This is a genomic window from Methylocaldum sp. GT1TLB (assembly GCF_051027445.1).
Classification (GTDB): domain Bacteria; phylum Pseudomonadota; class Gammaproteobacteria; order Methylococcales; family Methylococcaceae; genus Methylocaldum.
The window spans coordinates 2,023,847-2,035,694 of record NZ_CP194898.1 but is presented as its reverse complement, the minus strand read 5'-3'; the positions used below and the strand labels follow the sequence as shown (position 1 = coordinate 2,035,694).

General features: G+C 60.3%; 8 protein-coding genes. 3 read left to right on the top strand and 5 right to left on the bottom strand.

Annotated features, from left to right (window positions below; genetic code table 11):
- Positions 1-137: 137 nt before the first annotated feature.
- On the bottom strand, positions 138-1,460 hold the full coding sequence (locus ACR2R1_RS08710) for an NAD(P)/FAD-dependent oxidoreductase (RefSeq protein ID WP_086134559.1): 1,323 nt from the start codon (positions 1,458-1,460) through the stop codon (positions 138-140).
- A 566-nt stretch (positions 1,461-2,026) separates the two neighbouring features.
- Here ACR2R1_RS08710 and ACR2R1_RS08705 point away from each other — a divergent pair.
- Both ACR2R1_RS08705 and ACR2R1_RS08700 read left to right on the top strand, forming a co-directional pair.
- Positions 2,027-3,370 carry a diguanylate cyclase gene (locus ACR2R1_RS08705; RefSeq protein WP_086134558.1) on the top strand — a complete coding sequence of 448 codons (1,344 nt, stop codon included), beginning with the start codon at positions 2,027-2,029 and terminating at the stop codon, positions 3,368-3,370.
- A 132-nt stretch (positions 3,371-3,502) separates the two neighbouring features.
- Entirely contained in the window at positions 3,503-5,608 is a 2,106-nt protein-coding gene (locus tag ACR2R1_RS08700; RefSeq protein WP_434113639.1) for a RelA/SpoT family protein, read from the top strand.
- 146 nt (positions 5,609-5,754) lie between these two features.
- On the opposite strand, the gene ACR2R1_RS08695 is transcribed toward ACR2R1_RS08700, so the two are convergent.
- Both ACR2R1_RS08695 and ACR2R1_RS08690 read right to left on the bottom strand, forming a co-directional pair.
- On the bottom strand, positions 5,755-7,146 hold the full coding sequence (locus ACR2R1_RS08695) for a Coenzyme F420 hydrogenase/dehydrogenase, beta subunit C-terminal domain (protein WP_434113636.1): 1,392 nt from the start codon (positions 7,144-7,146) through the stop codon (positions 5,755-5,757).
- 3 nt (positions 7,147-7,149) lie between these two features.
- Positions 7,150-8,220, bottom strand: coding sequence for a polysaccharide pyruvyl transferase family protein (locus tag ACR2R1_RS08690; RefSeq protein ID WP_210023856.1), 1,071 nt, complete (start codon positions 8,218-8,220; stop codon positions 7,150-7,152).
- A gap of 69 nt (positions 8,221-8,289) precedes the next feature.
- On the opposite strand from ACR2R1_RS08690, the gene ACR2R1_RS08685 reads away from it, so the two are divergent.
- The gene (locus ACR2R1_RS08685; protein WP_434113632.1) at positions 8,290-10,104 is read left to right on the top strand and encodes a hypothetical protein; all 1,815 of its coding nucleotides are present in this window, start codon (positions 8,290-8,292) and stop codon (positions 10,102-10,104) included.
- Here ACR2R1_RS08685 and ACR2R1_RS08680 read toward each other — a convergent pair.
- Both ACR2R1_RS08680 and ACR2R1_RS08675 read right to left on the bottom strand, forming a co-directional pair.
- Positions 10,101-10,712 (bottom strand): histidine phosphatase family protein, encoded by a 612-nt coding sequence (locus ACR2R1_RS08680; protein WP_434113630.1) that lies wholly within the window; start codon positions 10,710-10,712, stop codon positions 10,101-10,103. The genes ACR2R1_RS08685 and ACR2R1_RS08680 overlap by 4 nt on opposite strands.
- Positions 10,712-11,599 (bottom strand): glycosyl hydrolase, encoded by an 888-nt coding sequence (locus tag ACR2R1_RS08675; RefSeq protein ID WP_143735073.1) that lies wholly within the window; start codon positions 11,597-11,599, stop codon positions 10,712-10,714. The genes ACR2R1_RS08680 and ACR2R1_RS08675 overlap by 1 nt, the downstream gene beginning before the upstream one ends.
- Positions 11,600-11,848 lie beyond the last annotated feature (249 nt).

Here is an 11,848-nt window from a genome sequence, read left to right as displayed (position 1 = left end):
CGTTTCTTGATTACAAGTCAGTTTGTAGGATGTGGTGACCGAAGTGAACCGCATCAATCGCGAACGATGCGCTTCCAATCGCAAACGGTCGCTTTAGTCGCGACCCTTCCTTCGTCAGCACATCCTATAGACGAGGCTCAATGCAGCTTGATCTTCGGCCTCAATCTCCGCCGGAAGAATCCCGAGACCATCAGCATGCTGACCCGGATCGGTCCGAATAGCGCCAGTTGGTGCATCTTGTAGAGCGAGAGGTAAACCAGCCGGGCGATCAGGCCCTCGATCATCACGGTGCCCATCAGATTGCCCATCAGATTGCCGACGGTGCTGTATTTGCCGAGCGATACCAGCGAGCCGTAGTCCTTGTATCGGTAGGTGAGCATGGGCTTGCCCTCCAGTTTTCGACGGAGATTCTTCAGGACGAGGGTGGCTTGCTGATGGGCGGATTGGGCGCGTGGCGGAACGGTGGAGTTTTTTTCCGGCCAAGGGCAGGCGGCGCAGTCGCCGATGGCGAAGATGTCGTCGTCGACGGTGGTTTGCAGGGTGGGGCGGACCACGACCTGGTTGATCCGGTTGGTTTCGAGATCCGTGATGGTCTTGAGAAAATCGGGTGCTTTGACGCCGGCAGCCCAGACTTTCAGCGCCGCCGGGATGAATCGGCCGCTTTGGGTCTTCATGCCTTCCTTGGTAACTTCCACCACGCGCTCGCCGAGATGGACCTGAATGCCGAGTTTTTCCAGCTGTTTGAGCGTGGATTTGGAGAGGCGCTCGGGCAGTTCCGGGAGCAATCGGTCGGCGGCCTCGATGATGTGAATCTGGAGGTCGGACGGCTTCACGTTATCGAGCCCGTAGGCGCTCAATAGCCGTGTGGCCTGATGAAGCTGGGCGGACAGCTCGATGCCCGTGGCGCCTCCGCCGACGATGGCGACGTCCAATTGACCGGTTTCCTTGACGCCTCCGGTGGCGTGGGCGTGGAAATACGCTTCCAGCAGCCGGTTTTGGAACTGTTCCGCCTGGTCGGTGGTATCCAGGAACAGGCAATGTTCGGCCACGCCGGTGATGCCGAAATCGTTGCAGATGCTGCCCACGGCGATGACCAGCATGTCGTAGGGATGGGTGCGGGGCGGCATGATTTCTTCGCCCTTTTCGTTCACCATCGCCGCCAGATGGACTTGTTTGTTGGTGCGATCGAGACCGTCCATGCGGCCCAATACGTACCGGAAACCGTTGCTGCTCGCCTGGGCTAGATAATCCAGTTCGTCGTCGTGGGAATCCAGGGTGCCGGCGGCCACTTCGTGCAGCAGCGGTTTCCAGATGTGAGTGCGGCTGCAATCGATCAGCGTGATATCGGCCTTCTTCCGGCCAAGGCTCTTGCCGAGCTGCGTAACCAGTTCCAGACCGCCGGCGCCGCCGCCGACCACCACGATCCTGGGCCGGTTTTCACTTGTTTTAGATTCGCTCATATCCTCTCCCCCCTTTTTTAATAGATGACTGATCTAAGACTGGAATAAGCCGGTCTTGCCCCCTTGAAAGGGCGGTACCCGTTCCCGGCATTTTCGCGTCTTGCCGAAAATGTGATGCTTATCCCGTGCGTAATTCTTTTCCGGTGCTTTGCTTGGTATAAGCATCCGTCTGAAGCGGCGTTGATGGGACGGCTGCGTAAATCCGCTGAAACAATCGATGAGTCTACGCTGTTATCGATGGCGAATTGATCGGTATGCCAAAACCGCTAGTCCAAACTGTGATAGCGGAAAAATGCGACATCGAGCGCCTCCCGAATATTCGCTGAAGCCGGCTCCCCCGGCCCGCTGGCGGTCCGGATTGAGTCGCGCCGATGACGGATTACCGTGAGATGTTCGGCCGCTGCGGATTCTGCCACAGCCGAAGGTCCGATGTCTTTAATCCGGTGTGCGTCGAGGAACGCGGTGGATGTTCGTCTTAGCCCTTGCTAATATTCGAGCATAGGATTTGGTTATCGGTTGGCTGAAGAACTAGCGATGAGTCGGTTTGTCTTACGGACGTTAATCAGATGTGTGCCCCACAGGATTTTGTGCTGAATTCCGAGTTTCCAAATCCCATTCCCGATTGGAGCGACCAAATTCCTGTTCCGCTCGTTACTATTCGACTGGCCGATCAAAAGCTGCTTTTTCTCAATCGCCCGGCTCGCGAACTTTTCGGCGATACCGTCAAACCCGGACTCGATGCGTCGGTGCTGTTCGACGACCCTAATGCTCTGCGGCAGTTGCTCGAATCGGTGTGCTCTGACAAGAAGACGGTCCGTTCGGAGGCGCTTCTTAAGAACGCGTCGAACAAACACCATAAGTATTCGATCGACGCAAGCGCGGCCGAGCTGGACGGCGAGCCTATCGCCGTGTTGTCCTTGATCGATGTGCCCGCCTATATACCCCAGCCGGAAGAAGCCGAGTTTCGTTCCAACATCGCTTTGTGGCGGGGGGTGTTCGACCAGGCGGCCGTCGGGATCGCTTTGTTGGATACGAATTTTCGGTTTATCGAGGTGAATCGGCGTTGGTTGGAACTGTTCGGATACACCGCCGACGAAATGAGCGCGTTATCTCCGAGCGATCTCATTTCCTCGGAAGACAGTTTCGTATCGCGCGAACGAGCCGAGGCGCTTTTGGGCGGTGAAGTCGACCAATACCGGGGAGAGAAGCGTTTGGTCCGAAAGGACGGAAGCGTATTCTGGGGCGATTTGTCCGCGAGCATGCTGCGGGACGGGAAAGATACGGTATCCGTGATTTTAACTTTTCTGATCGACATTACCGATCGCAAGCTGGCGGAAGATAAATTGCAGGCCAGCAACGAGCGGCTCGAAGCGCAATTGGCCGAGAACCGGATATTGCAGGAAAAACTGAGAGATTTGGCGGTACGCGATCCGCTGACGTCGCTGTTCAACCGGCGGTACATGGAAGAGACCCTGAGGCGCGAGTTGTCACGATCGGCCCGGGAAGATCAGCCGCTCAGTCTGGTCATGATCGACATCGACCATTTCAAGCAACTCAACGACACTTATGGTCATCCGGCGGGGGATCTGGTCCTGAAGGAACTGGCAGCACTGTTGCTGCGCCACCTGCGCAGCGAGGATATCGTCTGCCGCTTCGGCGGCGAGGAATTCGTGGCCATTCTGCCGGGCGCTCCGTTGTTGACGGCGGCTCAGCGTGCCGAATCCTGGCGTTTGGCGTTTCAGGAATTACACATCGTTTATGAAGACCAAGTATTAACCAGCACGCTCTCGATGGGGATCGCGGAATATCCTCGTCATGGCGCGACCAGCGAGGACCTTCTGTTCCAGGCCGATAGTGCGATGTACATGGCCAAGCGTGCGGGAGGCAATCGGGTGATGGTCTGGGGTTGAGTAGTCTTTGGCGCTGGTGCGCCGTTTGCTTGTCTTGCTCGACCTTGTGTGTTTATACGGATTTTCATGAAGCATTCTCTGTCTCGCTCTGATATCTCTTCTCACGCTATCGATGACTTGGAGGCGCGGCTGATGGCTACTGCCGGCGGGGCCGAACGCGGCAAGATCGCCGAGGCCCTGAACCTCGCCCGCAGGGCGCGGGATCAAGATACGATCGTCAGGCCGCGCGGCATCGACGTCGCGGATATTCTCCTCGGGATCAAGGCCGATGGGCTCACGCTGCAGGTTGCGCTGCTGAGCGATCCTTATCTCCGCGATACGCTCAAGGAAGCCGACATCAAGGCCCAATTCGGGGAGACCGTCGCCGATTTGGTGCAGAAGGTCAATTGGCTCAACACCTTCGACGAATACCGTCCGACCGAAATCAAGGAGCCCGCCCAGGCGGAACTCTTGCGCCGCATGCTTTTATCGGTGGTCAACGACGTGCGTGCGGTGCTGGTCAAGCTCGCCTATCGTCTGCAGCGCTTGCGGCTGCTCAAGAATCAGGACGGCGAGTTGCGCCAAAGGATCGCCATGGAAACCCTGGACGTGTTCGCGCCCCTGGCGAACCGGCTGGGCGTGGGGCAGCTCAAGTGGGAGCTGGAGGATCTCGCTTTTCGCTATCTAAACCCCGACAAATACCGCGATCTTGCCAACCAGTTGGCGACCAACCGCGCCACGCGGGAAGCTTTCGTCGGTCAATTCATCGAGATACTGCGGCAGGAATTGGAAGCGAACCATATCCACGCCAAGGTTTACGGCCGTCCCAAGCACATCTACAGCATTTATCGGAAGACGCAGCGCAAGGAGCTGGACCTGGAGGAGCTGTATGACCTGCACGCCGTAAGGGTCATCGTCGACGATGTTGCGACCTGTTATGCGGTGCTCGGTCTGGTGCACGGCCGCTGGCTCCACGTTCCCAAGGAGTTCGACGATTACATCGCCAACCCCAAGGAAAACGGCTATCAATCGCTGCACACGGTGGTGATCGGACCCGAAGGCCGGCCGGTCGAAGTTCAGATTCGCACCCAGGCCATGCACGATTTCGCCGAATACGGTGTCGCGGCTCACTGGCGATATAAGGAAGGCGGCAAGCAGGACGCGGTTCTCGATCGCAGCATCAATGCCCTGCGCCGCCTGCTGGAAAGCAGGGACGACGATCAGTCGATGCTGGAGGATTTCCGCGCCGAACTGTTCGAGGACCAGATCTTCGTGCTGACGCCGAAAGGGCAGGTGGTCCGGTTAAGTAAAGGAGCGACGCCGCTGGATTTCGCCTATCACATCCACACCGAGGTGGGGCACCGCTGCCGCGGCGCGAAGGTCAACGGACGTATCGTGCCGTTGACCTATTCGCTCAAGTCCGGCGAAAAGGTCGAAATTCTCACCGCCAAGCACGGCGGTCCGAGCCTCGGGTGGCTCGATCCGCACCTGGGTTATGTCAGGACGGGCCACGCGCGTACCAAGATCCGCCAATGGTTCAAGCAGCAGGATCATGAAAAGCATCTTCGCGCCGGGAAATCCATTCTGGACCGGGAGCGGCAGAAGCTGGGCATCAAGGAAGTCGATCTGGACGAGCTGGCACGGCATTTCCATTTGCCGCGCGGGGACGATCTGCTGCTGGCCGTCGGCCGCGCCGACATCGCTCCGGCCCAACTGGCCAATGCCTTGAAGCTTCCGGAATGGCAGCCGAAGGTTCCGGCGGCTCCCCCGGCGAAAAAACCCTTGCCGCCGGCGACGGGCAAGGCATCGGAAGAGGTGACCATCCAGGGAGTCCGCAACCTTCTGACCTATTTCGCCCATTGCTGCGAGCCCAAGCCCGGCGATCGGATCATCGGTTATGTAACGGTGGGCAAGGGCGTCGCCATCCATCGCCAGGATTGCGACAACATCATTCAGTTGCCGCCCCGCAAGATGAGCCGTCTGATCGACGTGGCCTGGGGTACGGAGCCGGAAGCGTTCCCGGTGGAGCTCGAAGTCAAGGCGCTGGATCGAAAGGGGCTGCTCAAGGACATCACCCATATTCTGGCGCACGAACATATCAATATCGTGCGCACCCACAGCGAGACCAACGGGGACGATCAGTCGGTCGTCATGAGGATCACGGCCGAGGTATCGGACCCCGGACAGCTCAGCTCGGTGCTGGACAAGATCGGCCAGGTGCACAACGTGTTCAGCGCCAGGCGCTTGCAGCACGGGTGAGGGGTTGTGATTTCTTTTCGCATTAGTCGCTTTGGTAAAAGGTGCCGCTGATCGCGGCGACTGCTTTGGAGCGGGTCTCGCCCCGCTGGCGAGTTACTTTTCTTTGCTTGCCCAAAGAAAAGTTTGTTTGGTCCGGCAGCCCCAATCTAATGTCGTTCCCATCGGTCGATCATTGCGCCAAGCCAGCCCCGGGAATAGGCCAAGCCGTGATAGATCGCCAACGCCAGACGCGCCCAGCGGATATAGAGCCCCGGCCGGCGGATCAAACGGGCGAACCGGAATACCGGATGGCTCCAGGCCGTGATCAGGCTGCGAAACCGGTAAATCAGTTTTCTTCGGGCGGATAGGCCTCGGGAATCCGGCTGTACACGCTTGCTCGGCTTCACGCCGGGACGCCGCCAACTCAGTCGATAGGCGAGACCCTCCCGGCGCTGCCGAAAACCCGCGGCCTGGGTTTGTTCGACGAACCGGGCGTCGACCGGCGTCAGGTGCAGCCGGCCTTGTTCGAACCCGGTCGTCACGAGCCGTTCCATTTCCGGCGAGCGGACGATGACCACATTCGTGCCGCGCCCGTCGGATGAATAAGGTTCCACCCAGGCATCGCCGAAGGCGATGTCGGCCGTTTCCGCGACCACGTCGTCGCAGGCGTTGCAGGCCGAGTTCTGAAAAAAACCGGCGCCCCAGTCGCCGTCCGCCAGATGCCACCAGTCCTTCTGTACCACTTGCCCGTTCCTGAGCGTCAATTGAGCGGTGTACCAGTTCGCCGGACGATCGGGGTCCTTATGGCGGAATTCGACATCTAAAATGTCGTCCATCGAGACACCCATCTGCCAGGCGAAGCTTTCCACGAAACGGGCGCTTTTCATATGGCCGCAGAAAAGCCCCAGGGTGAACCGAATGCGTTCGCGAAACACGGGATCATAGCGGCGGAGGAGTTGTACCGCCTTGATGAAACAGGGGACTCCGACCACGGCATAGCGTCCCGGATTCGCCCGGATGAGTCCGAGCGCGTCCGATAATTCCACCGGATAATAGCGCGACTTCGCGCCAGCCAGGATTTCGTCCTCGGTGCGCGAGATCCGATAACGGAAGAACAGCCCGTCGCGCTTCGGGTCCGTGGCCGCGACATGCGCCGCGCCGTCGATCCGCCCGCTGCGCAGCAATTCCGCCAAAACCCAGCTGACCATGCCGCCCGAGCTTCCACGCTCGCGGAAGTCCTTTTCGGCCACGTAACCCACGTAGGCGGCTCGAAAATGTCCCACGGCGGAATCGTGCCGGCCGGCATCCGGAAAAAGCTGCTCGGCCAGCTCGTTCTCGTCCCTTGCACCAGGCGAAAACGGGCAGATTCGCGCGAACTCCGAGGATCTGCGGCGCAGCCATTCGGGAGACCCTGTCGGCTTATATTGCCCGTACCGGTCCAGCTCCATCCGCGAGGCGAAGGCATTCGCCCGTGCCACGCAACTGCCGCAGCCGATGCAGAGATCAGAATCCACGATGTCCCGCGGACTGAAGGTCTGTCGATCGGCTGGGGTCGGCATCGGTCAATCCAATGCGTGATCGAGAAATTCGTTCGACTGTCGACGGAGCCGATCGACCCGGTCGAGTATCCGGGAATCCAAAAGTTCGCTCAGGCAGACGTCGTAAGTGGTCGCCGTCGAATCTTCCGATAGTAGACGCTTTTCTCCGCCGATCATGGCCATCAAGTTTTCGATCTTGGTGGACCGGTACGGGGAGCGCTCGGAGACGAAAGGTTTGGCATGGCGGAGGGCAAAAATACAGCCGTGGAAGAAGTTGGTCGCTACCGCTTCCGCACGGGCCATGGCATGGGCGAAATCCTGCGGACCGGCGGTGATCCATTGCTGATCGGCCCAGTCGTTCCGATAGCCCAGGCTGACCATCGGATAGCCGTGCGATCTGGCCCAGCGCCTAACATTTCGGCCGAATGCCTCGGAGAAATTGTGCCCATAGACCGCTACGAAAGGCCGATCCGGCCCGCGCCAGATTCCTTCCGGTCTCGGCATGAACTGAAGACAGGGGTCGAGCACCAATTCCGGTTCGAAGCCGAGCGCGTTTTGAATAATGGCGCGGGAGTTGTCGTCGCGAACCGAAATCGCCTCGAACCTGCGCAGTCGATCCGCCCAAGCCGGTTCGAGTTCTTGCGAAGCGTCGTAATTGCCGAAACTGGCGCCATAGGAAACCAGCCGTGCCCCGATGCCGGCGCCGAAGAACAGTGGACATCCGCCATACCAGGGGTGTCTCAGATTCCACACTTCGTCGCTGCCGACGATCACCCGATCGAAGCTTTCCAGATTGCTCGCATGTTCGAGGTTGAAGCGCGGCGAACGCGGCAGCTTGGAAATGGCACGGAGAAACTTGAGGAGCTTCAAGCCGTAGAGCAGGTAGTCCATGCTTGGAACCGACGTCGGCAGGACAGGGCGGAGTGCGCACGTCCATTCGGCGCGTTTGATCCGCCAGGCATCGTGATCCAGGATCACGGCCTCGTGCCCGCGCGAGCGTAGTTCCTCCACCAGGCAACGCGCTTGCCAGTAGCTGCCGTAATTGATGCAGCGGTGAAAGGTCAGGATTCCCATCCTTGGCTTAGGATTCCCCATAGCGTTCCGTTCCTGCTTTAACGATTAGATGGCGCGCGAAAAGCGATGTGCGGCACGGTCCAAGAAAATATGATTGTTTATGGCGACCCAAGCTACGAAGAGCCTGTTACCGCCACGCTCGGCCGGGTTCGGCAATGGGCCGACCGTGCGAGCGGCCATGCGCCGGATCGAACGGATTCGTCGGCAAAGGATTGCCGACCTACCGATCGATGCCGCCGAGTAGGTCGGGAATCCTTTCCCGACGCAATGGATGGGCAAGCGGATACGGCGCCACAGTATGCGGCGGGCGAAGGACGGGACGCCCGCCGAAGGCTGCTGATCGACGCGGGACAACTGGAGCAAGCCCTGGCCGACCGGGTGGAAAACGACACGCTCGTAGAACGCATCATGAGCGTCACCGATCTCGCCGCCGACGCGTTTCTCCACGATTCCGATCTCGGGCCACTCCAAGAAGCGCTCGCCCAACTCGAACTGCCGGCGGACTTGACGGTGCGCGTCAAAGTGCCGGAAGGATTTGCATTCTACGCGCTCTATCCGGAGCAATACGCCCAAGCCGCGAGATTATGGGTTCGCAATCATGCGGATTCCGATTCGCGGCGGGCGGTGGTGGTCGGCATTCGCAGCATCGGGACCAGTCTTTCGGCGGTGGTGGCGCGGGAGCTGGCTCAAGCCGGATGGAACGTGCGACGGCTGACGGTCAGGCCGTCGGGGCACCCGTATGCGCGGCGCGCGGCGATTCCTCGCGAGGCGGTTCAAGGAGCGGTTTTCGGATTGGTCGTCGACGAAGGGCCCGGGCTATCCGGCTCGTCGATGGCGGCCGCGGCTCAAGCGCTGGTCGAAGCGGGACTCGATCGATCCGGAATCGGCTTTTTTCCGGGACATGACCGCGGCCCCGGAAACGCCGGAACCGAAGACGTGCGGAGGTGGTGGAGCGATACGCCGAGGTATGTCGTCGGGCCGAGCGAAATGGCTTGGCAGGGCCGGCCGCTAGCGGAAGAGCTGGCATATCGCAGCGGCCCGGCCGTTCGGGTGGACGATCTGAGCGGCGGGATGTGGCGGCATGCCGTCTATCGGCATGAGCAGGAATGGCCGGCGGCGTTCGTCGCATTCGAGCGGGCCAAATATCGGGTGGTGCGGCGTGACGGCTCGTCGGTGCTGTGGAAATTCGAAGGACTGGCCGGCGGGGCGGAGGCGGTCAGGGATAGCATGGCATGGCTGGCTCAACGCGGATGGACCCTGGCTCCTCTGGATTCCGCCCACGGTTTCGTGGCGAGGCTCTGGATCGAAGGCAAGCCGCTTCAAATAGATCAATGCAATACCGCCGTTCTGGATCGAATCGGGCGCTACATCGTCGATGCGGCCGGTACCGCGCTTTCGATTTCCGAGCAAAGAACATCGCTGGAGCGGCTCAAAGAGATGTTGTACTGGAACACCCGGGAAAGTCTGGGAGAGGCCATGGCGGCGCGTACGCTACGGTGGAGCGGGTTGGTCCCGGAGCATCCGTGGCTGTCCTACGGCGATGGGCGGCTGGCACCCGAGGAGTGGATACGCTCGATCGACGGGCGTCTGATCAAGGTCGATTGCGCCGGGCATTCGACGGATCATACGGTAATCGGACGTCAGCCCCTGATTTGGGACTTGGCGGGCGCGACGGTCGAATGGCGGCTCGATAGCGAAACCGTCCGGCCTTTGCTGAGTGCGTTCGCCGATGCGGGCGGCGAGTTGCCTACACCGGGGACGCTGGCCTTTTACTGCGCGGCCTATGCCGCGTTTCGCTTGGGACAGTGCGCGATCTGCGCCGGCATGAGCGATCCGAGCGAGCAGCGGCGGCTCCTTCGCGCCGGCGATTTCTACGAGTCGCAACTGTTTCGAATTCTCGCTTAGTAAGGCATGGGTAATTCGCTGCCCGTATTGTTGACGCAAAGCACCCACGGGCCATGGTCGAAGATGGCGACGATGCTGACCGAGGCCAGTCCGATCTCGATGCGCATAAAGAGATCCAAAGGCACGCCCAGAAAATAGGCGAGGGCGGCTTTGATCACGTCGCCGTGGCTCACCAGGGCGATGCATTCGTCCGGGTGTTTTTCGCGCAGGCGGAGCATTTCGCCGACGATGCGGGCTTGCGTCTCGACCATCGCTTCGCCGTTGGGGACGCGTGTCCCGCTGCGAAAACTATTCCATCGGCCAAAGGTTTCCAGACGGCGGAGATCTTCGAGCTTCCTTCCGGTCCAGTCGCCGAGATCGATCTCGTGGAGGGTTTCGAGGGGTTGAACCGGCAGGCCGAGCCGTTCGGACAAGAATTCGGCCGTCTCGCGGGTTCGGTCGGCCGGGCTCGAATAAAGAGCCGCAACCGGCAGACGGGCGACCCGTTCTGCCATGTCGTTGGCCTGATTCCGGCCAAGTTCACTGAGGTGCACGCCCGGCGCTCGGCCGGCGATGGTGTCGCCGCCCAAGAGATGCGCACCGTGGCGAATCAGCAGAAACGTGGTCATCACGCGTAGCGCCGGGTCATTTCGACGCAGAATTCGGCGAATTCCTCCACGCGTTGCGGCGGGCTGGTGTGGTGGGCGTTGATGCCGCGGTGCTCGGGGGTGAAGCAGTAGGTTACGGTTACCCGGAAGGGTTCGAGCGCCCGCATCTGCCGGTCGAACCAATCGAGTGCGTTCGGCCGAAAACGGTCGGCCCAGCTCAGGCCGGTACGGAGATAGGTGACGCCCAAATCTTTCATGATTCGCACCGCATCGTCGAGCCGGTGGTCCTCGAAATGAAACCACTGGCACAGGCCCATTTCCGGCGCATACTCGTAGAAATGCCGAAAAGCGCGTTTGGGCATGCCGTCTTCCCGCAGCAGGCCCATGTAGAAATGGCGGTAATAGGACGAGCCTTCGGCCTCGCGGTGACGGGTCGTGGCGGGCCAGGCTCTGGGCAGGTCGTAAAGGCTGTACCAGTGAATCCGCGGCGCTTGCTCCAGCAGCAGTTCCGCGGTTCGCTTGAGCCCGAATTCCTGTACTTCCTCGGCGCCGAAGCTGGAGACGCCGACCTCGGAAATCCAGATGGGCTTGTCGTCGACGACGCTGTGAATTTCGTTCAGCTTGTCGGGCCATTCGTGAATCTGCCAGTGGTTCCAGTCCAGCGGAAACCCGTGGACGGCCACGGCATCCATGCGCGGAATGACGCCGTAGTTTTTCATCCGTTCCATGAACAAGGGATCGATGGGAGAGATGCCCCCGAGGACGACCGGGAGTTTCGGATGTTCCTCGTGCAGGGCATCGGCCGTGAGATTCACCATTTCGGCGAAAAGACTCCAGTCCTGGTCGATCTCGAAATCCCAGTGGGATTTATTGTTGGGTTCGTTCCAGAGCATCACTGCTTCGATCATGATTTCCCTCCGCAAAGCTGTAGCGGGTCGCAAAAGCCTCGTTCCTTTTGGGGTGTCGCAAACGGTCGTCTTGGGAGCGCTAGGGCGAGCCTTCCCGACGCCATCGGTCGGCCAAGTGGAGCCGTCGGCGAGGGATTGCCGCCCTGCAACCGTGCCACTGTGTAGGTCGGGAATCCTTTCCAATCGCAAACGGCCTGGCCGGGAGCGCCGGCCAGCCCCTTCCCGACGCAATGCCCCATCCAGCGGATT

What these genes read in the sequence shown, in the direction of transcription:
- ACR2R1_RS08680 (WP_434113630.1), bottom strand. Translation starts at nt 10,712, where the DNA reads ATGACCACGTTTCTGCTGATTCGCCACGGTGCGCATCTCTTGGGCGGC.
- ACR2R1_RS08710 (WP_086134559.1), bottom strand. Translation starts at nt 1,460, where the DNA reads ATGAGCGAATCTAAAACAAGTGAAAACCGGCCCAGGATCGTGGTGGTC.
- ACR2R1_RS08700 (WP_434113639.1), top strand. Translation starts at nt 3,503, where the DNA reads ATGGCTACTGCCGGCGGGGCCGAACGCGGCAAGATCGCCGAGGCCCTG.
- ACR2R1_RS08685 (WP_434113632.1), top strand. Translation starts at nt 8,290, where the DNA reads ATGATTGTTTATGGCGACCCAAGCTACGAAGAGCCTGTTACCGCCACG.
- ACR2R1_RS08705 (WP_086134558.1), top strand. Translation starts at nt 2,027, where the DNA reads ATGTGTGCCCCACAGGATTTTGTGCTGAATTCCGAGTTTCCAAATCCC.
- ACR2R1_RS08690 (WP_210023856.1), bottom strand. Translation starts at nt 8,220, where the DNA reads ATGGGGAATCCTAAGCCAAGGATGGGAATCCTGACCTTTCACCGCTGC.
- ACR2R1_RS08695 (WP_434113636.1), bottom strand. Translation starts at nt 7,146, where the DNA reads ATGCCGACCCCAGCCGATCGACAGACCTTCAGTCCGCGGGACATCGTG.
- ACR2R1_RS08675 (WP_143735073.1), bottom strand. Translation starts at nt 11,599, where the DNA reads ATGATCGAAGCAGTGATGCTCTGGAACGAACCCAACAATAAATCCCAC.